The organism is Entomohabitans teleogrylli, from assembly GCF_001484765.1.
In the GTDB taxonomy this organism is placed as follows: Bacteria; Pseudomonadota; Gammaproteobacteria; order Enterobacterales; family Enterobacteriaceae; genus Entomohabitans; species Entomohabitans teleogrylli.
The window spans coordinates 110679-133892 of record NZ_KQ947379.1 but is presented as its reverse complement, the minus strand read 5'-3'; the positions used below and the strand labels follow the sequence as shown (position 1 = coordinate 133892).

Annotated in this window: 25 protein-coding genes; 11 read left to right on the top strand and 14 right to left on the bottom strand. The window is 59.1% G+C overall.

The genetic code is table 11. The features are described 5' to 3' along the window. Positions 1–4: 4 nt before the first annotated feature. From fliL to fliF, 7 genes are all read right to left on the bottom strand, one after another. Positions 5–469 carry a flagellar basal body-associated protein FliL gene (fliL, locus tag AQ981_RS07855; protein WP_058911202.1) on the bottom strand — a complete coding sequence of 155 codons (465 nt, stop codon included), beginning with the start codon at positions 467–469 and terminating at the stop codon, positions 5–7. Positions 470–585: 116 nt separating this feature from the next. Then, entirely contained in the window at positions 586–1716 is a 1131-nt protein-coding gene (locus AQ981_RS07850) for a flagellar hook-length control protein FliK (protein ID WP_058911201.1), read from the bottom strand. Next, positions 1713–2156 (bottom strand): flagellar export protein FliJ, encoded by a 444-nt coding sequence (gene fliJ, locus AQ981_RS07845; protein ID WP_058911200.1) that lies wholly within the window; start codon positions 2154–2156, stop codon positions 1713–1715. Before fliJ ends, AQ981_RS07850 begins: the two co-directional genes overlap by 4 nt. A 17-nt stretch (positions 2157–2173) precedes the next feature. Then, on the bottom strand, positions 2174–3523 hold the full coding sequence (gene fliI / locus AQ981_RS07840) for a flagellar protein export ATPase FliI (RefSeq protein ID WP_058911199.1): 1350 nt from the start codon (positions 3521–3523) through the stop codon (positions 2174–2176). Next, entirely contained in the window at positions 3523–4212 is a 690-nt protein-coding gene (fliH, locus tag AQ981_RS07835; RefSeq protein WP_058911198.1) for a flagellar assembly protein FliH, read from the bottom strand. The genes fliI and fliH overlap by 1 nt, the downstream gene beginning before the upstream one ends. After that, on the bottom strand, positions 4205–5200 hold the full coding sequence (gene fliG, locus AQ981_RS07830; protein WP_058911197.1) for a flagellar motor switch protein FliG: 996 nt from the start codon (positions 5198–5200) through the stop codon (positions 4205–4207). The genes fliH and fliG overlap by 8 nt, the downstream gene beginning before the upstream one ends. After that, positions 5197–6873: a flagellar basal-body MS-ring/collar protein FliF gene (gene fliF / locus AQ981_RS07825; RefSeq protein ID WP_058911196.1), complete on the bottom strand. Its 1677-nt coding sequence runs from the start codon at positions 6871–6873 to the stop codon at positions 5197–5199. The genes fliG and fliF overlap by 4 nt, the downstream gene beginning before the upstream one ends. 214 nt (positions 6874–7087) lie before the next feature. Between fliF and fliE the strand changes: the two genes are divergently transcribed. Beyond that, positions 7088–7396, top strand: a complete 309-nt coding sequence (gene fliE, locus AQ981_RS07820) for a flagellar hook-basal body complex protein FliE (protein ID WP_058911195.1) — start codon at positions 7088–7090, stop codon at positions 7394–7396. Between the two features lie 149 nt (positions 7397–7545). Beyond that, on the top strand, positions 7546–8412 hold the full coding sequence (locus AQ981_RS07815) for a MurR/RpiR family transcriptional regulator (protein ID WP_058911194.1): 867 nt from the start codon (positions 7546–7548) through the stop codon (positions 8410–8412). Here AQ981_RS07815 and yedF read toward each other — a convergent pair. Both yedF and yedE read right to left on the bottom strand, forming a co-directional pair. Next, entirely contained in the window at positions 8409–8642 is a 234-nt protein-coding gene (gene yedF, locus AQ981_RS07810) for a sulfurtransferase-like selenium metabolism protein YedF (RefSeq protein WP_058911193.1), read from the bottom strand. The two genes, AQ981_RS07815 and yedF, sit on opposite strands and share 4 nt — an antisense overlap. After that, the gene (gene yedE / locus AQ981_RS07805; protein ID WP_058911192.1) at positions 8639–9850 is read right to left on the bottom strand and encodes a selenium metabolism membrane protein YedE/FdhT; all 1212 of its coding nucleotides are present in this window, start codon (positions 9848–9850) and stop codon (positions 8639–8641) included. The genes yedF and yedE overlap by 4 nt, the downstream gene beginning before the upstream one ends. A 203-nt stretch (positions 9851–10053) precedes the next feature. Between yedE and yedD the strand changes: the two genes are divergently transcribed. Further along, positions 10054–10467 carry a lipoprotein YedD gene (yedD, locus tag AQ981_RS07795; protein WP_058911190.1) on the top strand — a complete coding sequence of 138 codons (414 nt, stop codon included), beginning with the start codon at positions 10054–10056 and terminating at the stop codon, positions 10465–10467. A gap of 37 nt (positions 10468–10504) precedes the next feature. Here yedD and amyA read toward each other — a convergent pair whose 3' ends face one another. The 4 genes from amyA to fliD form a co-directional block, all read right to left on the bottom strand. Beyond that, a complete protein-coding gene (gene amyA, locus AQ981_RS07790; protein WP_058911189.1) occupies positions 10505–11992 on the bottom strand; it encodes an alpha-amylase in 1488 nt (495 codons plus the stop codon). Positions 11993–12072: 80 nt separating this feature from the next. After that, the gene (gene fliT, locus AQ981_RS07785) at positions 12073–12435 is read right to left on the bottom strand and encodes a flagella biosynthesis regulatory protein FliT (protein ID WP_058911188.1); all 363 of its coding nucleotides are present in this window, start codon (positions 12433–12435) and stop codon (positions 12073–12075) included. After that, entirely contained in the window at positions 12435–12845 is a 411-nt protein-coding gene (fliS, locus tag AQ981_RS07780; RefSeq protein WP_058911187.1) for a flagellar export chaperone FliS, read from the bottom strand. Before fliS ends, fliT begins: the two co-directional genes overlap by 1 nt. A 14-nt stretch (positions 12846–12859) precedes the next feature. Then, positions 12860–14266, bottom strand: a complete 1407-nt coding sequence (gene fliD, locus AQ981_RS07775) for a flagellar filament capping protein FliD (protein ID WP_058911186.1) — start codon at positions 14264–14266, stop codon at positions 12860–12862. A gap of 250 nt (positions 14267–14516) precedes the next feature. Between fliD and AQ981_RS07770 the strand changes: the two genes are divergently transcribed. The 7 genes from AQ981_RS07770 to tcyN all read left to right on the top strand — a co-directional run bounded on the left by AQ981_RS07770 (position 14517) and on the right by tcyN (position 20936). Continuing rightward, positions 14517–16010: a flagellin N-terminal helical domain-containing protein gene (locus tag AQ981_RS07770; RefSeq protein WP_058911185.1), complete on the top strand. Its 1494-nt coding sequence runs from the start codon at positions 14517–14519 to the stop codon at positions 16008–16010. A gap of 192 nt (positions 16011–16202) precedes the next feature. After that, positions 16203–16928, top strand: a complete 726-nt coding sequence (locus AQ981_RS07765) for an RNA polymerase sigma factor FliA (RefSeq protein ID WP_058911184.1) — start codon at positions 16203–16205, stop codon at positions 16926–16928. A gap of 27 nt (positions 16929–16955) precedes the next feature. Next, complete coding sequence (fliZ, locus tag AQ981_RS07760; RefSeq protein ID WP_058911183.1) at positions 16956–17498, top strand: flagella biosynthesis regulatory protein FliZ; 543 nt, start codon at positions 16956–16958, stop codon at positions 17496–17498. A gap of 91 nt (positions 17499–17589) precedes the next feature. Further along, complete coding sequence (gene tcyJ / locus AQ981_RS07755; RefSeq protein ID WP_058911182.1) at positions 17590–18390, top strand: cystine ABC transporter substrate-binding protein; 801 nt, start codon at positions 17590–17592, stop codon at positions 18388–18390. A 118-nt stretch (positions 18391–18508) separates the two neighbouring features. Beyond that, positions 18509–19495, top strand: a complete 987-nt coding sequence (gene dcyD, locus AQ981_RS07750; protein ID WP_058911181.1) for a D-cysteine desulfhydrase — start codon at positions 18509–18511, stop codon at positions 19493–19495. 23 nt (positions 19496–19518) lie between these two features. Further along, complete coding sequence (tcyL, locus tag AQ981_RS07745; protein ID WP_058911180.1) at positions 19519–20187, top strand: cystine ABC transporter permease; 669 nt, start codon at positions 19519–19521, stop codon at positions 20185–20187. Continuing rightward, a complete protein-coding gene (gene tcyN, locus AQ981_RS07740) occupies positions 20184–20936 on the top strand; it encodes an L-cystine ABC transporter ATP-binding protein TcyN (protein WP_058911179.1) in 753 nt (250 codons plus the stop codon). Before tcyL ends, tcyN begins: the two co-directional genes overlap by 4 nt. A 3-nt stretch (positions 20937–20939) precedes the next feature. Here tcyN and AQ981_RS07735 read toward each other — a convergent pair whose 3' ends face one another. Further along, on the bottom strand, positions 20940–22304 hold the full coding sequence (locus AQ981_RS07735) for a CoA transferase (RefSeq protein ID WP_058911178.1): 1365 nt from the start codon (positions 22302–22304) through the stop codon (positions 20940–20942). A gap of 131 nt (positions 22305–22435) precedes the next feature. On the opposite strand from AQ981_RS07735, the gene sdiA reads away from it, so the two are divergent. Beyond that, a complete protein-coding gene (gene sdiA / locus AQ981_RS07730; protein WP_058911177.1) occupies positions 22436–23158 on the top strand; it encodes an autoinducer binding domain-containing protein in 723 nt (240 codons plus the stop codon). Positions 23159–23214: the final 56 nt, after the last annotated feature.

Below are 23214 nucleotides of genomic sequence, written 5' to 3'. Positions count from 1 at the left end.
AGCGTCAGCGCAGAATAAACGCGGTATACAGAACGTCGGTGACGATCTGGTCCGGCTGTTCGCGGACGAGCGGCTTTTTCAGGGTATCTTTGATGTCCTGGATCAGCGCCTGTTTGCCCTTGTCGGTGGCCAGCGTAGCGCCATCCTGGCGGGAAAACAGCAGAATCAGGCGGCTGCGCACTTCCGGCAGAAAATCATTCATCCGTCGCCGGGTTTCTTCGTCCTTCAGGCGCAGTGTGATACCGATATACAGCACCCGGTCGGCGTCGCCGAGATTTACCGTAAAGGTCTCCAGGGCATAGAACACCGGCGCCGCCGGCGGCGGATTTTTCAGGGACTGCGACGTGTCCTGGTGTTGTAGCCGCCACCAGGCGTAACCGGCGCCGGCACAGGCGATAAGGGTAATGACAATCAGTAATGGCAATAACAGCGTCCGTTTACGGCGCCGGGTTAATGCGGAATCAGTCATGGAACGCAGGTCCTGTATCAATACAGCTACCCGGGATTATCCCGCCACTCCGCCAGGCCAAAGCCCGAAACAGACGCCAATAACAGCGTTAGCTCGGGCGTTTAGCTGGTACGCCGTCAGGCAAAAACGCTCAATATGCCCTGCGGTGGGTCAGTTATGGCGCTGTGAATCGCCAGAGTGTCATCATCGTGCGCAATGCGCGGTTGATGGGCGGGGGATTCCCGCCCGTGATGGTGCTGTGACGAGGTCTGTTCTCCCTGCTGGCCGATGGAGCTTTGCCCGAGGTCGATGCCGTTCTCCGCCAGTTGGGCGCGCAACACCGGCAGGGCCGCTTCCAGCGCTGAACGTACCGCGCCGTGGGCGGCGGTCATCTGTAACTGCAACTGATTGTCTTCCAGCTTCAGGGTGATCTGGATTTGGCCCAGGTTATCGGGATGCAGTTTGAGTTCGGCACTCTGTTTTCCACTGCGCGTCAGTAGTGTGATGTGCTGGCCCAGGGTCTGCTGCCAGGGCTGTTGACCGGGCGGTTCCGCCAGAGACAGTGTCGGCAGGGCGGGTGATGGCGATGGTGGCGCGGCGGCAGGGAGCGTCACGGGGACGGCGACATGAGGCAGCGCCGGTGGCGTCGGCGACGCCTGAAGCAGCGGCGTTGCGTCGGTATGCCGTGGCGCAGGCGCGCTGAAACCGTCTGCGGCTGGCGCTGGTGTTGCGATCGTCTCCGGGGCGGCGCTAACTGCTGATGTCGGGTTAGCGGTGATGTGCCCGGGCAGCGCGGCGTCATAACCAGACTGACGCGGCGCAGCGCCAGTCGTCGCAGGCGCCAGCGGAGCGTTTGCCGGGCGATCGGCGTCAGCGACGGCCGTCAGGGGTGGTAAATCCTGCGGCGGCGCCCCGGGAAGCATAGCGATAAGCAGCGCCGGAAGCGACGCGGCGCTGTCATCCGCGGCGTCCGCGTTGGCGCTCCCTGCCGATGGACCCGGACGCCGCGGATTTCCGCGCTCTGGAGCCGCGCCAGCGATAGCCAGCGGCGCAGGGATTTTACTGGTCGCGACGACTGTCCGCTTCTCTCCCGCAAGCACGGCAGTCACCGTGTGCCGGGAGGTCGTCGCGCTGCAAGGGGAGGCCGCGAGCGTTTGTTGCAGCGCGCTGAGCAGCGCCGGGAAAGCGCCGTCGTCAGAGGGGGCGGCGGATGCCGGGGTCGGAGCCGGCGATTCGCTGCCGCTGGTCAGCGCGGGTAAAGCGATCATGATGTTTTTCCCCTGCTGGCCCGGCGGGCATATTCATCCATCTGTTTCTGTTCCTGGCGCTGTGCCTGGTACTGCGCTTCGCTGGCCTTACGGCTTTCCAGGGTCTGCCAGGTCAACAGACGCTGTTGGTGATCGCGCCAGTCGTTCAGAGCCTGGGCGACTTTTTCGCTCCAGCGCATCAGTTGCTGGCGCTGTTGCTCAATCGCCAGCTCCAGCGACTGAATAAACTGGATGTAGTTCTCCCGGCGCTGGCCGGTAATACCGCTTTGCATACTGTTATTCAGGCTATGGCGGTACTCCTGCTGCCAGGTCAGTAGCGCCTCCAGTTGTTCCCCGGCGTGCTGATGCTGGCGCTGTACTTCACCCAGTTTTCGGGTGGCGTTTTCCAGCGCTGCTTCCGCCCGCTCCCGCAGAATGACCAGAGGACTGGAGGGTTTCATGATTCTCTCCGCGCATTTCAGGGGTCAGGAAACAGCTGCGCAAGCTGATGCAGCGCTGTTTCCTGGTCCGCTTGTTGGTGAATATCCTGCTGTAGAAAGGCTTCCATTTGCGGCCACAGCGCGACGGCGGCGTCGAGCTGCGGGTCCGCGCCGCGGCTCCAGGCACCTACGCTGATCAGATCCCGGTTGCGCTGGTAGCTGGACAACAACTGTTTAAAGCGCCTGACCCGGGCAGAGTGGCTGTCGTCAATCAGCGCGGTCATCGCCCGGCTTATTGAGGCTTCAATGTCGATAGCCGGGTAGTGTCCGGCTTCCGCCAGGCGTCGGGAAAGGACAATATGGCCGTCAAGAATCGCCCGCGCCGCGTCGGCGATGGGATCCTGCTGATCGTCGCCTTCGGTCAGTACGGTATAGAACGCGGTAATGGAGCCGCCGCCGTGGGCGCCATTACCGGCGCGCTCCACCAGCGCCGGCAGTTTTGCGAACACTGACGGCGGATAGCCTTTGGTGGCCGGCGGTTCGCCGATAGCAAGAGCGATTTCCCGCTGAGCCATGGCGTAGCGGGTCAGCGAGTCCATGATCAACAGGACGTGCTGCCCGCGATCGCGGAAGTCTTCGGCAATGCGCGTGGCATATGCCGCTCCCTGCATGCGCAGCAGCGGGGAGACATCAGCCGGCGCGGCGATCACCACCGATCGGCTGCGTCCTTCGGCGCCAAGGATATTTTCGATAAAGTCTTTGACTTCCCGTCCACGTTCGCCAATCAGCCCGACCACAATGACGTCCGCCCGGGTGTAGCGCGCCATCATGCCGAGCAGAACGCTTTTTCCGACCCCGGAACCGGCGAACAGCCCCATACGCTGGCCGCGGCCCACCGTTAACAACGCATTGACCGGACGAATACCGACATCAAGAATATGCTCAATCGGCGAGCGCTGTAAGGGGTTGAACGGCGTGCTGCTCAGGGTGCCGCGCTCGGCGCTGTCCGGCGGCGCCAGCCCGTCCAGCGGTCGACCGGCGCCGTCCAGCACGCGTCCCAGCAGCGACGGGCCCAGCGGCAGGGTTCGGCCGCTGTCGGCACTACCACGGGCGTAGACTCTGGCGCCGGGCAGAATACCTTCCACATCCTCCAGCGGCATCAGAAACAGGCGCTGGTCGTTAAAGCCCACCACTTCGCTCTCCACATCCCGACCCTGCTGGCGTTCAATCACGCAGGTGGCTCCCAGCGGTAGTTGCAGCCCGCTGGCTTCCAGCACCAGTCCGGCGGCCCGGGTCAGGCGCCCGTAGCGGCGTACCCGCGGTAACTGCGTGATGCGATTTTCTAACTGATCGAGCTGGCCCAGCCAGCGGGCGAGGCGGGCGGCCATTACAGAACCCCCGGCGCCGCCAGGCGGCACAATTCCTGCCAGCGGGTGGCGACGCTGGCGTCGAGATCGCCTTCATCGGCGGAGATCTTACATCCGCCGGGATGCAGCGTCGGGTCTCCGCGCAGCCGCCAGCCGTGCAGGCTCAGGGTGGCGCCGAGCATGGTTTCCACATGGCTGAGATCTTCCGGATGCACCAGCAACAGCGGTTTACCGCTGAACATCGGCTCCTGGGCCATCAGTTGCTGAATATGTTTGACCAGCGCGCGGTTATCGATATGGCTACTCTCGCCAATAACCTGACGCGCCGCTTCGAGAGCCATCTGCGTCAGGCGTGAGACGATAACGCTGTCCAGCGCTTCAAGGGTATGCTGGAATTCGTTGACCAGTTGCTGCATTCGCGCTTGCTGCGGCGCCTGCTGTTGGTTTGCCTGGGCGAGGCCCTGTTCCAGACCCTGCTGAAAACCCTGCTGGCGCCCCTGTTCCAGACCCTGTTGCTGGCCGCGGGCAAAGCCGTCGTTAAAGCCCTGTTCTTCAGCCCGGGCCTGGCGTTCCGCCAGCGATGGCGCCGCGTCATCCCGCGGGATATCCGGCTGCGTCTGCGGCGCAGGCGTCTGCGCTATGACGGGAGCGAATGGCGCGGGGGCCAGATCATCAGGCTGCCAGCGCTGCCAGTCCAGAGGGTCAGACATAGGTATCCTCGCCGTTGCCAATCACCATCTCGCCGCTTTCCGCCAGGCGGCGGACAATCAGCAGAATCGCCTTCTGCTCGTTCTCCACCTGGGAAAGACGCACCGGGCCGCGATTGGCGAGATCTTCGCGCAGGATATCCGCCGCCCGCTGCGACATATTGCGCAGGAATTTCTCGCGCAGCGGCTGTTGCGCCCCTTTGAGCGCAATCAGCAGCGATTCGTTTTCCACTTCCTGAAGCAGCCGTTGAATACTGCGGTCGTCGACGTCGGCGAGGTTTTCGAACAGGAACATTTCATCAATGATTTTTTGCGCCAGCTCGCCGTCGAACTCGCGTACCGCGCCGATCACCGCCTCTTCCTGCTGGGTCTTCATCAGATTGATAATTTCCGCTGCGGTGCGGATGCCGCCCATTTTGCTGCGTTTAAGGTGCTGGCCGTCGAGCAGGTTGTTGAGTACTTCGGTCAGCTCCGCCAGCGCCGCCGGCTGAACCCCGCCAAAGGTGGCGATACGCAGCATCACGTCGTGGCGCAGGCGCTCATCGAACAGCGCCAGAATGTCGGCGGCCTGGGCGCGTTTCAGGTGGACCAGAATAGTGGCGATAATCTGCGGATGTTCGTCGCGAATCAGGTCCGCGGCGCTCTGGGGCTCCATAAAGTTCAGGGTTTCGATTCCCGAGGTGGTGTCGCGGGTCTCAAGAATATCTTCCAGCAGGCTGGCGGCCCGCTCTTCGCCCAGCGCTTTTACCAGTACGCTGCGCAGATAATCGCCGGCGTTGACGCTCAGCGCCGTATACTGTTCGGCTTCCTGTTCGAACTCGTGGAGGATATCGGTAAGCGTTTTATTGGATATCTGGCGCACGTTGGCCATGGCGGCGCTGAGGTGCTGTACCTCGCGGGCGGAGAGGTGTTTCATCACTTCCGCCGCCCGATCCTCGCCGATAGTCAGCAATAAAATAGCGCTTTTTTCTGTTCCGCTGAGATCACTCATAGTTCATTACTCATCCACTGGCGGATCACCAGCGCCACCACCCGCGGATCGCTGTCCGCCATGTCGCGAATACGCTGGCTCATTACCTCGGCGCTCAGGCGCTGGTTGTTGCGGCGCTGCTGTTGCTGTTCATCTTTACTGAGCCGGACTTCCACCGCCGGCTCTTCCGTCTGGCGCATCTGCTGCGGCTGGGCGGCGGCTTTCAGTACCGCCTCGCGGCGCAGTAGTTGCGGGCGTACCGCTTTGCGCCACAGCAGCCAGGCGACCAGTAGGACCACCAGCCAGCGGCCCAGCACCAGCATCTGGTCGATGAACAACTGTTGTTGCCAGAATGGCAGGGCGCTGGCGTTTTCATCACTGGCGACAAACGGAGAGTTGACGACATTCAGGGTGTCGCCGCGGGCGGCGGAAAAGCCCATCGCTTCGCGGGTCAGCGCTTCAATTTGTTTTAACTGATCGGCATTCAGGGGCAGCGGTTTACCGTCCGCGGTGGCGCGATAGTTCACCACTACCGCCACCGACAGGCGCTGGATATCGCCAATGTTCAGCTTCGTGTGGCGCAGAGTGCGATCCAGTTCATAGTTGGTGGTTTCATCCCGCTGATTGCTGCCCGGCTGTTTGCTCTGGCTGTCCTGGCTGGCGGTGTTTGCCGTTCCGGTACTGGCGGCGTTGCGCGCCGGGGCGGTAATCGGGGCGCTGTTGGCCGGCGCCGGTTGATTCGACAGGGCGCCGGGGATGCCGCCGGGATACGGGGAGCCGGTCTGTTGGCTTTCATTGAGCTGGCGCGAACGGACCGCCGCCTGCTGCGGATCGCCATTTGGTCGATATTGCTCCTCGGTTTGTTCTTTATCGGCGAAATCGAGCTGGGCGCTGACCCGGGCGTGAACGTTGCCGCTTCCGACCACCGGTTGCAGGATGGCTTCAATACGCTGCTGAATGCGGTTTTCCACTTCACCGGTATATTTCAACTGGCTATTGTTTAAGTCCCGATCGCCGCCAGCGCCGTGAGTCAGCAGCCGACCGGTTTGATCCACCAGCGTTACGCCGCCCGGCGGCAGGCCGGATACGGCGCTGGAGACCAGATGGACAATGGCGTTGATCTGCCCTTCATCCAGCGCCCGTCCGCTGAGTAGCGTCAGGGTGACCGAAGCGGACGGCGCTTTTTGTTCGCGGACAAACAGGGTGGGGCGCGGAATGGCGAGGTGCACCCGCGCGTTGCTTACCGGCCCCAGGGTTTCAATGGTGCGCGCCAGCTCGCCTTCCAGCGCCCGCTGGTAGTTGACCTGTTCGCTGAACTGGCTGATGCCGAATTTTTCCTGATCGAGAAGTTCAAAACCGACGGCGCCGCCTTTCGGTAACCCGGCCTGCGCCAGCCGCAGCCGCAGTTCGTGAACCTTGTCGGAGGGCACCAGGAGCGCGCCGCCGTCAGGGGAAAACTGATAGGTGACATTCATCTGATTAAGCATGGCGATGATTTCGCCACCGTCGCGATCGGACAGATTGCTGAACAGGACCCGGTAATCCGGCGATCTGGCCCACATCACCATCACGAAAACTATCGCGATAGCCGCCGCCGCGCTGACGATCAGCGCCAGGCCCGGTGCGGCGCGCAGCCGGCCAAGCCACGCTTGCGCCCGGGTTTGTAGCGTTGCGCCGGAGACGGTCTCACTCATGGATGGCCTCGCGGCTCAGCGCATGGCGCGCGGAAAAAGAAAAACTCAACAAAATGCCCCCTGAAAGAACGGCCGCTTTCGTCATACTGACCGTGACATTATTTTCGCAGCGCGCAAATTCGATGCGTCGGATAACGCTGTTTTTTGGGGTTATTTAGCCTCTTTAGTGCTGCGAGGGCGTGGTAGCCTGAGTAGAGATTTCACAGGAGGCGCTATGAGCATTCAGGCAATTGACGGTGTGGTTCAGCAGTTGCAGGCCACCGCGCTGGCGGCGGGGCAGGACAACGGTGTCCGGTCGACGGTAAGTTTTGCCGGCGAATTGACCGCGGCGCTCGACAGAATCAGCGCAGTACAGAATCACGCCCGCACGCAGACTGAACAGTTCACGCTGGGGACGCCGGGGGTAGCGCTGAATGATGTGATGGTCGATCTGCAAAAATCGTCGGTCTCGCTGCAAATGGGAATTCAGGTGCGCAACAAACTGGTGGCAGCCTATCAGGAAGTGATGTCCATGGCGGTATAAACCGATCTCTGTCACATTTTTCCCTACTGAAAAGCACTCATTGCAGGGAGGGATGCGTCTGGGTCTTAAGTTGCGCATCTGAATCCGCTAGATTGTTGTTATACGCAGATCAATGGGTGGTCTGCGGCGACAATCAGGAATGTCCGTGCATGAATCCTCGTCAGACGATCATTGATTTTTACCCTCAGCTCACTCCGGAACTGCAGCGCGCGGCTGATTTTACCCTGTCTCATACCCATGATGTGATTACCCTTTCGATGCGTGCCTTCGCCACTCTGGCGCAGGTGAAACCCGCCACCCTGCTGCGTCTGGCCCAGCGGGTCGGATTCAGCGGCTGGGTAGAACTGAAAAACAGCTTTATTGTTTCGGTCGGCTTCCAGCATGAAAGTTACGGCGTCCGCGCCGGTCGCCTGGTGGAAAAAGGAGAAGGCGATCGGCTGTATGACGAGGTGTTCAATACTCATCATGCCAATCTGGAGCGCACCAGCGAAGAGAATCGTGAATCACTGACCGCCGCGGTGGATCTGATGGAAAGCGCGCAGCACGTCTATATTTGCGGATTCCGCGCCAGTTTTCCGATTGCCTGGTCGGTTTATTATGTCTACCGGCTGTTTAAGAAGCAGGTGTCGCTGATTGACGGCTTCGCCAGCAATGATGAGATGTTTACCCGTGAAATCGGTCCCGATGATGTACTGGTGATCATTGGTTTTGCGCCTTACTCGCGGGAGTCACTGCGGGTGCTGGAGGCCGCCCGCCAGATAGGCGCCAGAGTGGTGGCCCTGACCGATACCCCGGCATCGCCGCTGGCGGCGGGCGCTACGGCGTCGCTGTGGTTTTCTACCGATAGCCCGTCATTTTTCCCGTCGGTGATTGCCGGGATGGGGCTGGCGGAATGTCTGCTGGCGTCGCTGGTGGCGCGCCAGGGTGATGATGCCGTGGCGCGAATTAAACGGGTTGAAGAGTTTATGGTGAAAGCCGGGGCCTACGCGGTCCCGGCAAAATCAGAGGATGTTTAACGCTGAATCAGGTAGCGGATGGTAGGGCCGTCCTGTTGAATATCCAGCACCGTATAGCCGTGGTTGCGGGCGTCCAGCGGGATATTATTGATTGACTGCGGGCAGTCGCTGATGACTTCAAGGATTTGCCCTTTTTCCAGCTGTGGCATCGCTTCCAGGGTCGCCACGGCCGGATAGGGGCAGGGTTCGCCCACCATATCGAGACGGAAATCAGGCACTATCGTGGTCATACGCTCTCCTTCACGGCCGCCGGGGTCCGGTTACGGGTGGTAAAGAAATGTTTTTCCCAGCCGAGCACCAGCAAAAACGCGCCCAGCAGCAGTAGATAGGTGACCAGCAGGCCGCCCAGCGGCCCGAAGGTGGTCAGCAGGTTAATCTTGTCCCAACTGGTGGCCAGCGGTCGGGACAGGTCATCCCAGAAGAAGGCCAGCAGCGTGGAGCCGATGACGTTGCCCAGCCCCACCCACCAGTAGTGTACCTGGCCCTCCACGGCGCGGTACATCCAGCCGGTTTCGCAGCCGCCGGCCAGCACAATACCAAATCCGAACAGCAGACCGCCGATCACCGCGTTCGGTCCGGCCCACATGATTTTCGGCGCCACCCCTAACTGGGTATAGCTGAAGATGCCGATCGCGCTGACCGCCATCCCGAGAATAATCGCTTTCGCCATCTGGGTGCGGCCGGTGATCCATAGATCGCGGAACGCTGAGGTAAAGCAGATTTGCGCCCGTTCGATCAACAGACCGAAACCGATACCGAACAGCATGGCGATCCCGAGTTTCGGCTGGTTTGCCGCGGTGAGCAGCGCCCAGCCGACCATGCCGATAAACACCAGCATGCCGATGCGAAAACGCCGCCGCGCCTGGTCCGGGTTCTGGGTCAGGGGATGGGCGGCGCTGACTTTTTGCAGCTTAACCGGAATACGAAACAGCGGCAGCAGGGTGAAGCGGGCGCCGAACCATGAGCCAATGGCGGTCGCCAGGGCGAAAAACCAGGCGTGTACCGAAAACTGGGGAATGCCGGTAAAGAAAGCCGCCAGATTGCAGCCCATCGCCAGGCGGGCGCCAAAGCCGGCGATAATCCCGCCCACCAGCGCCTGGAGGATGCGGATACGGTGTTGCGGCAGGCGCAGCTTAATATTGTTGGCCCACAGGGCAGCGGCGAAACAGCCGCCGAACATACCGATGATCATCACGCCATCCACCCGGGTGAGCGGCGTACCGTGCAGATCAATCAGTTTGAAATACCCCCAGTTTTCAGTATCGACGCCCAGCAGTTGCAACAACTGACCGCCCCAGCGGGTGAATTCGCCGGTGACTGCCCAGAAGGTGCCGGTAAGGCCGAAGTAGTAGGTGGAGAGGATCCCGGCGGCGATAACAGCCGGAACCGGTGACCAGAACTTAATCAGATAGTGTTGTTTAAAGTCAGACCATGACATGAATTTTAGCCTCTGAACTCAGACGGAACTAAAACGCGCCATCAGGCGCAACAGGAGCGCGCAATAATACGCCTTCTGCGGCGGGAAGGCCCATAAAAAATCTAAAAATCGTGGGGGATCGATATTTGCGCCGCCGTTCGGGCGCTGGCGAGCGGCGGCCATTAATGCCAGAATATGTTTTTGCTTATCAGCCGGATAAAACAATGAAAAAGTTAGCAACCGTTGCCGCGCTGCTGGTTCTCAGCGGCTGCGCCCAGGTGAATGATTACCGTCAGGTGGTGAAGGCGCCGGCGCCGTCGGGGCTGGCGGGGTACTGGCAATCCCAGGGGCCGCAGAGCGCGCTGGTCAGCCCGGAGGCGATAGCCAGTCTGATTGTGACAGAGCAGGGGGACACCCTCGACTGCCGCGAGTGGCAGCGGGTGATTGCGCTACCCGGTAAACTGACCATCGACGACGGAGAACTGGTCAATGTCACGGAAAAACTTGATGTGTACCCGATTGAGCGTACTCACGCTACGCTGTCCTATGACGGCATGACGCTACAGCGCGTGGAGCGGCCAACCGCTGCCTGCGCGCAGGCGCTGGCGCAACAGTCGCTCTCTTCGCCGCTGCCCTGATCGCGCGATGGCCCGCCGTGGCTGGCGGGCCGGACGATTACAGTACCTCTTCCATGACCCAAATGCTGACGCTGGCGCCATTGCAGGTAAAGGTAGCGCTGCCCTGTTCGTCAGTGGCGATGGTCTCCTCCCGGTTGCCGAGGAAGTCACGCCAGGTTTTTTGCCCGTAATTCTCTCCCAGCGTCAGGGTCTTCTCCCCGTCATCGCCGTTAGATATCACCACCACGCAGCCCGGCGCCTCTTCGGTTCCGCTACGGCTGAAAGCAATACAGTTCGGGTGATCGAACCACAGCGTCTGGACGCCGTGGGCAAAGCGCTGGCGCGCCTGGATTAAGGCGTCGAGCTGATGGATGATCGGCATCTCTATCTGGTAGCTGTTGCCGTCGCCGCCGGTATCTTCATAGCTGGCGCCGAACAGGTCCGGATAAAAGACCGATGGCACGCCGTTTTCGCGCAACAGAATCAGCGCGTAGGCCAGCGGTTTAAACCAGGGTTCCACCGGCGCTTCCAGCGATTGCAGCGGTTGAGTATCGTGGTTGGCCACCAGCGTGACGGCGTGAAAAGGATCCGCCTCGACCAGCGTATCGGTAAAGATCTGGCTCATATCGTAGTCGCGGCCGGAGCGCGAGGCTTCGTGGAATTTCATCTGCAGCGGGGCGTCAAACAGCATGGTTTTGCCTTCGACCTGGCTTATGTACTGTTGCAGTTTGTCCACTTCGTGGGACCAGTATTCGGCTACGATAAACAGCGGTTCAGGCGCCACGTCCTGTACGTGGTCGATCCACTCTTTGTAAAACCAGGCGGGAATGTGTTTAACCGCATCAAGCCGAAAGCCGTTGCAGTGGGTTTGACTGAGCATCCAGCGCGCCCAGTATTTGATCTCCTCAGTAACCGCCCGGTTGCGGAAATCAATATTTTCGCCCATCAGGTAGTCGAAGTTGCCCAGCTCATCGTCAACCTGATCGTTCCAGCCATCGCCGGTATAGTCATTAATGATTTTAAAGATGCCGTCTTCGTCGGGATTTTCGATATGGTCGATGCCGCTGAAGCAGCGAAAATCCCAGATGAATTGCGAATACTTTCCGCTGCGCCCCGGGAAGGTGTAGCGGGTCCAGGCTTCGCATTCAATAACCTCATCGGCGATCAGGGTACGATCGTCCGGATTGACCCGGTTAACCCGTACCGGCTCTTTCTCATCGGCGCCCATCTTGTGGTTCACCACCACGTCCATCAACACCGCGATATGATGCTGCTGCAGCGCGGCAATAGCGTCGAGAAGCTGCTGTTTGTCGCCGTATTTGGTGGCCACCGACCCCTTTTGATCAAACTCTCCCAGATCGAACAGATCGTAACTGTCGTAACCGGCGGAATAGCCGCCGCTGCTGCCCTTGTAGGCCGGAGGCAGCCAGACCATCGAAATACCCGTTTCTTGTAGATGGGGAGCACGTTGGCTGACCTCCTGCCACAATTGGCCGCCGCCGGGGTAATACCAGTGAAAGCATTGCAAAATAACCGGATTATTCATGACTTGTGCTCCAGAAGTCAGGAAGGGACTTCTGGAGTATGACGGATGTTAAGCAAAACGGCAGGGGAATGACGAAAGATTTAGCGTGGCGACTCCGGCATCAGCAGCACCCCGGACAACCGGCCATAGGTATTGTTGATGTTTTGCTGGCGCGCCGACTGGCCGATCAGCGCGCTGAGTTCTTCCATACGTTTCTGGAGCAGCGTTTTTAACTGCTGCTCATTGTCCAGCACGTTGCCGACCAGTTGGCGCAGATGGCGGCGTACCGGCGGGCTGAGGTCCGGCGGCATCTCCAGCCGCATGACATTTTCAATACTTTGCAGGTAGCTAACTTCCTGATCCACCAGTTGCTGCCACTCGCCGCAGCGCGCCAGCTCCAGCAGGGACTCACTGAGCATCGCCACGCGCAGCCAGCGGCTCAAGAACTCCGGATGCGCTGACATTAGCCTGGCTCCTGTACCGGTTGTTGGGCGGGGGAAATCTGTTTCCAGGCGTCGGCGATACCGCTCAGCAGGGTTTCCACTTCTTCGATGGCGCGCCTGTCATTACGCAGATTGGCCTGTAGCAGGCGGCGTACCATGTAATCATACAGCGCGGCCAGTTGTTCCGGCAGCGTTCCCCCCTGAGCCGGATCCAGCCCGGCTTTCAGGCCATTATCGATGATATTGATTGCCTGGCTCAGGGCAGCACCTTTGGCGGCGCCGTTACCCTGGTCCATAAACAGGCGCGCCCGTACCAGCGCACTCAGAGCGCCGTCGAACAACATGACGATAAGCTGGTGCGGGCTGGCGCTCATGACCGCACTTTCTACGCCGATTTGCGCATAGGCGGTGGTGCCACTGCTGTTGTACATAACGACCTCTTTTGTCAGGAACTGCTCAGTGCGTCAAACTGCTGGGTCAGATAAGAGCTGGTGCTGTTAAGCTGACTGATGATGGTATCAAGCTGGGTAAACTGGGTTTTATAGCGCGCGATGGTTTCGTCAATACTGTTGCTGACCGCCAGATACTGTTTGGTGAGACTTTTCAGGGTGGCGTTAATTCCGTCTTTGGCGCTGTCGATAATGCCGTCGTCAGCCAGATAGCCGCTGACCAGCCCGGCGATTTTGCTGGTGATGCCGGTCTCTTTGCCGTCGCCGACCAGCAACTGACGCGTGGCGCTGCTGTTATCCGTGAGCGCCTTTTGCAGTTTGTCATCGTCAATTTTCAGCTTTCCGGTGGTCGGATCCTGGGTTACGCCAATTTCCGCCAGGGTCTTAAAGGTGGAGCCCGTGGCGCTGTTGCTGAATTGCGCCCGGATACCGGTCTGGATATTGCGTACGATACTGTCGCCGACCAGGGCGCCATTGCTGGCGTCCTGTGTTTCGGCTCCCTGGTCGACGGCCGTGTATTTGGTCAGGGAGTTGAACGTATCCACCAGCGAATTCCAGGCGTTTACCCAGTCATTGACGGCGCTGGTCGCCTTGTCGTTGCTTTTACTGACGATCACCGTGGCGTTTTCCAGCGTCTGGCTGAGATTGAGGGTTAGCCCCTGCGGCGCATCGGTCACGGTATTGCTGGCGCGCTCAATGGCGATGTTGTTGACGGTGAGCAGCGCGTTGCGTGCCGCCACCAACTGAGTCATGGCGCCGCTGCCGGTGCTGTTGTCGTAACCGAGCAGGTTTTGCAGGGTAGCGTCGCCGGAAACGGAGATCGTCATTGCGTTATCCACGCCGCTGTCGGTGGCGCTGAGCACCAGTTGGTAGCTGTCGTCTTTGAGTTTGACGATGCTGGCCGTCACGCCGCCGTCCGCCTCATTAATGGCGTCGCGGATCCCCTCCAGTGAAGTCTGTTCGGCGGAGAGTTCTATCTCCAGCGGCTTGTCGCGTCCCTTCTGGCTGATGACCAGGGTACGGGAAGCAATAGCGCTGTCGCCCTGGGGGGCGGAACTGGAGGTCAGAGTGCGGGTGGCCAGCGACTGCGCCTGAGCCAGTTGGCTGACGCTGATGGTATAGGTGCCGGCGGCCGCGCCGGCCGATGTCGTGACGGCGAGTTTATCGCTGCTGCTGGTGGCAGTGGTGCTTTTGAATAGATCGGCGCTGTTGAGGGCGGTATTGGCGGTCTGGAACTTTTCTAACGCGCTTTTCAGGGTACCGTAGGCAGTCAGCTTCGCGCTGTTGGCCGACTGTTGCCTGGTAATCGGCGTCAGGCGCGCTTTTTCCGCCGTCGTGAGATTAGTCAGCAAGGTGTCCAGTGGCAGGTTAGAGCCGATGCCCAGAGATGAAATCGAAGCCATTAGTCATTCCTTATGATCGCGAACAGGATATCGCAGGGTATCGGCAATTTGCGGGCAAAGTTTAACGCTCTTTTGTAGCGCTAATAGGCGGAATAATCTCTGTTCCGGGCGCTAATTCGGCGGCTAATGATCGCTCATGGCAGGTGCAAAAATTTCCTAAAGTTCAAAAACCGCGTGCCGATACATGGGGAGACGGCGCAAGCCGCGGGCAACAGCCCAACTCCCAGTGAATCAACGAAGGAACTGAACTATGGCACAAGTCATTAATACGAACAGCCTGTCGCTGTTGACCCAGAATAACCTCAATAAATCCCAGTCCTCCCTGAGTTCCGCCATTGAGCGTCTCTCTTCCGGCCTGCGGATCAACAGCGCCAAAGACGATGCCGCCGGTCAGGCCATCGCCAACCGTTTTACTTCCAATATTAAGGGGTTGACTCAGGCCTCGCGCAACGCCAACGACGGTATCTCGGTGGCCCAGACCACCGAAGGCGCGCTGAATGAAATTAACAACAACCTGCAGCGGGTGCGCGAACTGTCGGTCCAGGCCAGCAACGGCACCAACTCGGATAGCGACTTGTCCTCTATTCAGGCGGAAATCACCCAGCGCCTGAGTGAAATCGACCGCGTCTCCCAGCAGACCCAGTTTAACGGCGTAAAAGTGCTGTCCGAAGACAACACCCTGAAAATTCAGGTTGGCGCCAACGATGGCGAGATCATCAATATCGATCTGAAAAAGATTGATACCCAGAGCCTGAACCTGAGCAACTTCACCGTGACCGGCGCCGATAAAGCCAGTGCCGATAGCCTGGTGGCGAAATTTGGCGCGACCGGCACCAATAACTATGCCGTGGGCGGCCAGACCTATACCGTGGCGATTGGCGGTACCGACGTGAAGAACGCCGGCGGCCAGACCATCTATTCTGACGCCGTGACCGGCGCCTATGTCACCAACTCCTCACAGGCCAATGCCGCCTCCACTGCTTACACCACCACGGCCACTCCCGGTACGCAAGCAACTGATCTGGCGACGCTGGCCGCTGGTACAAACGCCGGTGATAAATTCACTTATCAGGGCGTTGAGTTTACTGTTGGTAGCGCAGACGCCAGCGGCAACGGCTCGTTTTCCGCCACCCTCGACGGTACGGTGGTGAACTTCACCATCTCCGCCTCGACTACCGCTACCGGTACCGGCGCGGAAATTCAGACCGACAAAGCGGTGTATACCGCGGCAGGCAGCGGCATTCTGACCACCAAATCCACCACCGACAATAAAGCCCTGACGGAGACCGATCTGCAAAAAGCGCCGGGTTCGGTGAAAACCGCTTCATTGCAGGTGGGCGGCGCATCCTACAGCGTTGACTCATCCGGGGTGGTGAAAAACGCCGCTGGCGAACAGATGTACATCGGTACTGACAGCGCCGGTAAGACTGAGCTGCTGACGGCTTCCGCCGCCCAGAGCAGCAAAAAAACCGACAGCCCGCTGGCGGTGATCGATGCCGCGCTGGCGCAGGTCGATGCGCTGCGTTCTGACCTCGGTGCGGTACAGAACCGTTTCGACTCCGCCATCACCAACCTCGGCAATACGGTGGATAACCTGACTTCCGCCCGTAGCCGTATTGAAGATGCCGATTACGCCACCGAAGTTTCCAATATGTCCCGCGCGCAGATCCTCCAGCAGGCGGGCACTTCGGTACTGGCGCAGGCCAATCAGGTACCGCAAAACGTGCTGTCTCTGCTGCGTTAAGCGCACGACAACCCGCACCGATAGCAACGTCGGTGTGGGCGAACCCCGGAACCCCGTTGCGGCGGGGTTTTACATTTCGCCAGCGGTTATCCTGCCAAATAACCTCACATTTCACCCACTATTCTGACGATTAAAAGCCCGGCGGGAACGGATAATCGGGTTGATAACTTACAAATAGCAGGGCTGTTGATCGTGGATTCTCTGTATACCGCTGACGGTGTCATGGATAAACACTCGCTGTGGCTGCGCTATATCCCGCTGGTGCGCCATGAAGCGCTGCGCCTGCAGGTACGGCTACCGGCGAATGTCGAACTGGATGACCTGTTGCAGGCCGGCGGCATCGGATTGTTGCACGCCGTGGAACGCTACGACGCCCTGCAGGGGACGGCCTTCACCACTTTTGCGATACAGCGCATTCGCGGCGCGATGCTCGATGAGTTGCGCAGCCGGGACTGGGCGCCGCGCAGCGTGCGGCGCAATGCCCGCGAAGTGGCGCAGGCTATCGGGCAACTCGAGCAGGAACTGGGGCGCCATGCCAGCGAAAACGAAGTCGCCCAACGGCTGAACCTCTCTCCTGAAGAGTATCGCCAGATGCTGCTTGATACCAACAATAGCCAGCTTTTTTCCTGGGATGAATGGCAGGAAGAGTACGGCGACAGTATTGAGCTGATGACCGACGAACACCGCCAGACCAACCCTCTGCAACTGCTTCTGGAGAGCGATTTGCGCGAGCGCGTGGTGGCGGCTATTGAAGCCCTGCCGGAGCGCGAGCAACGGGTACTGACGCTCTACTACCAGGAAGAGCTGAATCTCAAAGAGATTGGCGCCGTGCTGGAGGTAGGGGAATCACGGGTCAGTCAGTTGCACAGCCAGGCCATAAAACGCCTGCGCAGCCGCCTGGAGCGGGGAAGATCCTGACATCGACCATCTTTTGACAGGCTAATTATGACCAGACAACAGGCCAGAACGCGGCCCCTGAGCCGCTACCTCAAAGATTTTAAACTTGCCCAAACCCAATGCGCCCACTGCCGTAAACCGCTACAGCGCGTGACGCTGGTGCATAACGGCCAGGTGATAAAGAAAAACGCGATTCCACAACTGGAAAGACCGATGGACGATCATACCTGGCAGGAAGCCAGTAAAGAGTGGTCGGCGATGTGCCGTTTTTGCAGCGACCTGTGGTGCCATGAGCAGGAAAGCTGGTTTGATATCCTCGGTTTTAAACAATACCTGTTTGAGCAGACCAATATCCGCATCAGTACCATTCACGAATATGTCGTGCGTTTGCGTCGTCTGGGCAATGATCTGAGCCGTCATCAACTGCCGCAGGGGCTTTTGTTACAACGTCACATGGAGCAACAGCTTGAACCGTGGCTACCGGCGACCAGCACCGATAATTACCGCATCGCGCTGCGGAAATACGCCGAATTTCTCGACCGCAGTGCCGCTACGCCTGAATCTATAAAATCTACCTCTGATATATATTAAAAAAGAATAAGTGGTAGCGAATTGTTTTTTGGTATTTTTTACCGGCGCATTACACTATTTCATAACAACTATTCTATATCCGGAGTTAATGATGAAACTGGTTAAATTTGGCCGCCAGGCGCTGATGGGCGTGCTGGCGGTGGCGGTAGTGGCCGGCGCCAGCGTGCCGACCTTTGCGGCAGAAAATCTGCTGGATAAGATTAAACAACGCGGTACCCTGTTGGTCGGACTGGAAGGCACTTATCCGCCATTCAGTTTTCAGGGCGAAGACGGGAAATTAACCGGTTTTGAAGTCGAATTCGCTCAACAACTCGCCGAACATATGGGCGTTAAAGCCGAGCTGAAACCCACCAAGTGGGACGGGATGCTGGCGTCCCTGGACTCAAAGCGTATTGATGTGGTGGTGAACCAGGTCACTATCTCCGATGCCCGTAAAAAGAAATATGATTTCTCCACCCCGTATACCGTGTCCGGCATTCAGGCGCTGGTGAAAAAGGGCGAGGAAGCCGCGATTAAAACCGCCGCCGATCTGCAGGGGAAAAAAGTCGGCGTTGGGCTGGGCACCAACTATGAAGAGTGGCTGCGCCAGAACGTCAAAGGTGTCGATATTCGCACTTATGATGATGATCCGACCAAATATCAGGATCTGCGCGTCGGCCGCATTAACGTGATTCTGGTCGACCGCCTGGCGGCCCTCGATCTGGTGAAGAAAACTAACGCAACGCTGGCGGTGGCCGGTGAGCCATTCTCCCGTCAGGAGGCCGGCGTGGCGGTGCGTAAGGGCAATGACGACTTGCTCAACGCCATCAACCAGGCGATCGCCGAAATGCAGAAAGACGGTTCGCTGGCGAAATTGTCTGAAAAATGGTTTGGCGCTGATGTGACCAAATAATTTATCTGTCTGCCTGATAAAGGTGCCGCTGATGGCGCCTTTTTTCGTTATGGCATGTGCGTAATACTATAGATGTTCATAATAAAAGGATGTCACGGCAACCGTTTCCGGAGAATTTATGCCTTTACAACACCTGACTCGTTTTCCGCGCCTGGAGCTGATCGGCGCGCCGACGCCGCTGGAGTATCTGCCGCGGCTTTCTGATTATCTTGGCCGGGAAATCTTTATTAAACGCGACGATGTGACCCCCATGGCGCTGGGCGGCAACAAGTTGCGTAAGCTGGAGTTCCTCGCCGCCGATGCGCTGCGCGAAGGCGCCGATACGCTGGTGACCGCCGGGGCGATTCAGTCCAACCACGTGCGGCAAACCGCCGCCGTTGCGGCGAAACTCGGCCTGCACTGTGTGGCGCTACTGGAAAACCCGATTGGCACCCGGGCAGAAAACTACCTGACTAACGGCAATCGCCTGCTGCTGGACCTGTTCGATGTCCAGGTCGAAATGTGCGCCGCCCTCGACGCTCCTGACGCGCAACTGGCGGAGCTGGCGACGCGTCTTGAGGCTCAGGGATTCCGCCCTTATGTGGTACCGGTGGGCGGTTCGAATGCGCTGGGGGCGCTGGGCTATGTGGAAAGCTCGCTGGAAATCGCCCAACAGTGTGCGGATAGCGTGGCGATCTCCTCGGTGGTGGTGGCGTCCGGCAGCGCCGGGACTCACGCCGGGCTGGCAGTTGGCCTCGAACAGGTGATGCCTGACGCGGAGCTGATCGGCGTAACGGTGTCGCGCAGCGTCGAACAGCAGATGCCGAAGGTGGTAAATCTTCAGCAGCAGATCGCCACAGCGCTGGAGCTTGAAGCCCGGGCGCCTGTCCTGCTGTGGGATGACTACTTCGCGCCGCAATACGGGATGCCGAATGAAGCCGGCGATGAGGCGGTAAAACTGCTGGCGCGCCTGGAAGGGATCCTGCTCGATCCGGTTTATACCGGGAAAGCGATGGCCGGCCTGATCGACGGTATCAGCCAACGGCGATTCAGGGATAACGGTCCGCTACTGTTTATCCATACCGGCGGCGCGCCGGCGCTGTTTGCCTACCATCCACACGTCTGATTCCAACAGGATGCTTATAAATAATGCAAGAAAGTCTGCAACTGGTGCTGGAGTCAGCGCCCTATTTGCTTAGAGGAGCGGTATTTACTCTACAGCTCAGTCTTGGCGGGATGTTCTTTGGACTGCTGCTGGGATTTTTGCTGGCCATGATGCGCCTGTCCCCTCTGTGGCCAGTCTCCTGGCTGGCGCGGTTTTATATTTCTATTTTCCGCGGTACGCCATTGATTGCCCAGCTGTTTATGATCTATTACGGCCTGCCGCAGTTCGGTATTGAACTCGATCCGGTGCCAGCGGCGATGATCGGCCTGTCCCTGAATACCGCCGCTTATGCGGCGGAAACCCTGCGCGCGGCCATCTCCTCGATTGATAAAGGGCAGTGGGAAGCGGCGGCCAGTATCGGGATGACGCCGTGGCAAACGCTGCGCCGCGCCATTCTGCCCCAGGCCGCCCGGGTCGCGCTGCCGCCGCTGAGCAACAGTTTTATCAGCCTGGTGAAGGACACCTCGCTGGCGGCGACGATTCAGGTGCCGGAGCTGTTTCGTCAGGCGCAATTGATCACGTCCCGAACCCTTGAAGTGTTTACCATGTATCTGGCGGCTTCGCTGATTTACTGGGTTATGGCGACGGTGTTATCGGCGCTGCAGAACTACTTTGAACAACGGCTTAATCGCCAGGAGCAGGATCCCCAATGAGCGCCATCGAAGTCAGGAACCTTGTCAAACAATTCCACGGCCAGACGGTGCTGCACGGTATCAGTCTGGAGGTCGCCGCTGGTGAAGTGGTGGCTATTATTGGCCCCAGCGGCTCCGGGAAGACCACGCTATTGCGCAGTATTAACTTACTGGAGCAGCCGGAGAGCGGCACGATTCGCGTCGGCGATATCACCATTGACGCCGCCCTGCCGATGAGTCGCCAGAAAGCCCGGGTGCGCGAGCTGCGCCAGCACGTTGGGTTTGTCTTCCAGAATTTCAATCTGTTTCCGCATCGTACCGTGATGGAAAACATCATTGAAGGACCGGTGATTGTCAAAGGCGAACCGAAGGCCGAGGCGGAAAACCGGGCCAGGACGCTGCTGGAGAAAGTCGGGTTGAGCGGCAAAGAAAACCGCTACCCGCGCAAGCTTTCCGGCGGCCAGCAGCAGCGGGTGGCGATTGCCCGGGCGCTGGCGATGCGCCCGGAAGTGATTCTGTTTGATGAACCGACATCGGCGCTGGATCCTGAGCTGGTGGGCGAGGTGCTGAATACCATTCGCCAACTGGCGCAGGAGAAACGCACCATGGTGATCGTCACCCATGAAATGAGCTTTGCCCGCGATGTTGCGGATCGGGCTATTTTTATGGATCAGGGGCGGATTGTCGAGCAGGGACCGGCCCGGGCGCTGTTCGCCGCGCCGCAGCAGGCCAGAACCCGCCAGTTCCTGGATAAATTCCTCACTCAATAACTGCTATGGCCAGCAGGGGAGAGCGCTGCCCAGCGGCACAGGTTCCCGGGACCAGCACACCGGCGTTCCCGGCAGTTCAAGCGGGAAGCGCAGTCGGTAGCCCAGCCCGAAGCGCGAAAACTCCAGCGCTGGATCGCAGTCCCGGGGCTGCCAGGGCTGAAATTCTCCGGCAGCGCTGGCCGTTTGTTGCATCAGGAAATGCGCTGTGGCGGCCAGCGACAGCTGCGCCTGGTAACTCTGTTGCAGATGTTCGCGGTGATAGAGGCCGTTAAGCGCCGCCGCCGCCATCAGATAGCCGGTGGCGTGGTCCAGCGCCTGGACCGGTAGCGGCTGCGGATGCGTCGTCTGTTTCCAGCGCTGGCCTTCTGCGGCGATGCCGCAGGCCATCTGCACCAGGCTATCGAAACCGCGACGATTGCGCCACGGTCCGCGCCATCCCCAGGCATTCAGCGAGATATCCACCAGCCCGGGAGAGAGCTGGCGCAGCGTGTCGGCGTCAAATCCCAGTTTTTCCAGCGCATCGGCCCGGTAGCCGTGTACGACGATATCGGCGTTACGCACCAGCTGCGCCAGCTGTTCGCGGCCCTGCGACGATTTGAGATCGAGGCGCGCGCAGCGTTTGCCCGGCGTCAATTCCTCTTCCAGCGCCGGTTCGCGCCAGTCCGGCGGGTCGATTCGCAATACTGTCGCGCCAAGTCCCGCCAGCAACCGGGTCGCCACCGGTCCGGCAATGATGCGGGTTAAATCGAGCACCCGTACTCCCAGCAATGGCCGTGAGAGCGGGGACATGCGCTGCGCTATACGGGCGCCATCGCGGATATCACTGGCAATCAGCGCTTCATCGCTGACGGCCTGCCCCTGGGGATGACGCTGCCATTGCTGCATGCTACGCATCGCCGCGGCACATCCGCCGGCGGCGACGATATTTTCTTCAAGGGTTTCCTTGCGCCATTGCGCCACCTGGTTTGCCAGGGTCTCCCGGTCACGATATTTGCCAAGTACCGATTCCATGGCTTGCCGATGGTGAGGGGCATTGGTATGCAGGCGGATCCAGCCGTCGCGGGTGGCGTAATCGCCGGCAAACGGATCCCATAACTTTTGTGCGCGGCGATTGACTGGCTGATGGCTGGTGGAAAACCACATTGACGCCAGCCGGTGATCAACGCGCAGCGGCAGATCGCGCCGGGTTAATTTCACCAGAGCGCTGCCCACCAGCGCGATACTGGCGGAGGCAAGGGCGCTGACGGCGAAGCAAGAGGGCAAGGCGCCAGAGTGATCAAAATGTACCTCCGGCGGCGGGGCAGAGACGCCGTGAAGTTGTTGATGAAGCTGCGCGAAGAGGCGCTGCGGCGAAGACGCGTCAGACATGTTGTTTCCTCCGGAAGCTGGGGGGAATCCCAAAAGTTAAAATCACCCCTTTACATAAGGAAAGCTCAACAATATGTTAACCAGCAGAGGCATATTGGCATAATTAATCATATCAGGGGATTTCCGGTACTATGCAGGGAAGCAATTTTTTTACCTGGCGACAGGAAATGGCCGTCATTTTTAATGGCATCGATGATGCCGGACAGATATTCGCCGCTATGCGCCACGAGACGGAATTACTGGATTTTGATTATTTTGCCTTCTGTATCCGGCAACCCATCCCGTTTACCCGTCCCAGGTTGACCGTTCACACCACTTATCCGGCGGCGTGGCGGGAGGTGTACCAGGCGGAAAATTATTTTGCTATCGATCCGGTGATGCAGCCGTGTAATGCGTTTCGCGGATTATTAGCCTGGAATGACGAGCTTTTTGCCAACGCCAAAGTATTCTGGGGCGCCGCGCAGGATCACGGTTTATGCAGCGGCTATACCCGCAGCCTCACCGGGCCGCAGAATGTCAATGCTTTCCTGTCGGTCGCCCTGCGGAATAATAAAAAACATCGGATGGCGGAAGAGGAAATTTCAATGCGTCTTCAATATCTTAATGAAATCGGGATGGCAAGCTTGTTGCGCCTGCAGCATGACAGCGTAGCGGTAAGAGAGATGCGCCTGAGCAAGCGGGAACGGGAGATTTTACAGTGGACCGCGGAAGGGAAGACGTCGGCGGAGATCGCCATTATTCTCTCTATTTCAGAAAATACGGTTAATTTTCACCAGAAAAATATGCAGAAGAAATTTGAGGCGCCGAATAAAACCCAGATTGCCAGTTATGCCGCTGCGCTCGGTTTAATTTAGACGACCATCCGGAAATTCAGATGGCTGAAAGTCGCGTCACGTTCAGCCATCCGCTG

Coding starts and splice junctions, on each gene's coding strand:
- fliL (WP_058911202.1), bottom strand. CDS start 469: ATGACTGATTCCGCATTAACCCGGCGCCGTAAACGGACGCTGTTATTG.
- AQ981_RS07850 (WP_058911201.1), bottom strand. CDS start 1,716: ATGATCGCTTTACCCGCGCTGACCAGCGGCAGCGAATCGCCGGCTCCG.
- fliJ (WP_058911200.1), bottom strand. CDS start 2,156: ATGAAACCCTCCAGTCCTCTGGTCATTCTGCGGGAGCGGGCGGAAGCA.
- fliI (WP_058911199.1), bottom strand. CDS start 3,523: ATGGCCGCCCGCCTCGCCCGCTGGCTGGGCCAGCTCGATCAGTTAGAA.
- fliH (WP_058911198.1), bottom strand. CDS start 4,212: ATGTCTGACCCTCTGGACTGGCAGCGCTGGCAGCCTGATGATCTGGCC.
- fliG (WP_058911197.1), bottom strand. CDS start 5,200: ATGAGTGATCTCAGCGGAACAGAAAAAAGCGCTATTTTATTGCTGACT.
- fliF (WP_058911196.1), bottom strand. CDS start 6,873: ATGAGTGAGACCGTCTCCGGCGCAACGCTACAAACCCGGGCGCAAGCG.
- fliE (WP_058911195.1), top strand. CDS start 7,088: ATGAGCATTCAGGCAATTGACGGTGTGGTTCAGCAGTTGCAGGCCACC.
- AQ981_RS07815 (WP_058911194.1), top strand. CDS start 7,546: ATGAATCCTCGTCAGACGATCATTGATTTTTACCCTCAGCTCACTCCG.
- yedF (WP_058911193.1), bottom strand. CDS start 8,642: ATGACCACGATAGTGCCTGATTTCCGTCTCGATATGGTGGGCGAACCC.
- yedE (WP_058911192.1), bottom strand. CDS start 9,850: ATGTCATGGTCTGACTTTAAACAACACTATCTGATTAAGTTCTGGTCA.
- yedD (WP_058911190.1), top strand. CDS start 10,054: ATGAAAAAGTTAGCAACCGTTGCCGCGCTGCTGGTTCTCAGCGGCTGC.
- amyA (WP_058911189.1), bottom strand. CDS start 11,992: ATGAATAATCCGGTTATTTTGCAATGCTTTCACTGGTATTACCCCGGC.
- fliT (WP_058911188.1), bottom strand. CDS start 12,435: ATGTCAGCGCATCCGGAGTTCTTGAGCCGCTGGCTGCGCGTGGCGATG.
- fliS (WP_058911187.1), bottom strand. CDS start 12,845: ATGTACAACAGCAGTGGCACCACCGCCTATGCGCAAATCGGCGTAGAA.
- fliD (WP_058911186.1), bottom strand. CDS start 14,266: ATGGCTTCGATTTCATCTCTGGGCATCGGCTCTAACCTGCCACTGGAC.
- AQ981_RS07770 (WP_058911185.1), top strand. CDS start 14,517: ATGGCACAAGTCATTAATACGAACAGCCTGTCGCTGTTGACCCAGAAT.
- fliZ (WP_058911183.1), top strand. CDS start 16,956: ATGACCAGACAACAGGCCAGAACGCGGCCCCTGAGCCGCTACCTCAAA.
- tcyJ (WP_058911182.1), top strand. CDS start 17,590: ATGAAACTGGTTAAATTTGGCCGCCAGGCGCTGATGGGCGTGCTGGCG.
- dcyD (WP_058911181.1), top strand. CDS start 18,509: ATGCCTTTACAACACCTGACTCGTTTTCCGCGCCTGGAGCTGATCGGC.
- tcyL (WP_058911180.1), top strand. CDS start 19,519: ATGCAAGAAAGTCTGCAACTGGTGCTGGAGTCAGCGCCCTATTTGCTT.
- tcyN (WP_058911179.1), top strand. CDS start 20,184: ATGAGCGCCATCGAAGTCAGGAACCTTGTCAAACAATTCCACGGCCAG.
- AQ981_RS07735 (WP_058911178.1), bottom strand. CDS start 22,304: ATGTCTGACGCGTCTTCGCCGCAGCGCCTCTTCGCGCAGCTTCATCAA.
- sdiA (WP_058911177.1), top strand. CDS start 22,436: ATGCAGGGAAGCAATTTTTTTACCTGGCGACAGGAAATGGCCGTCATT.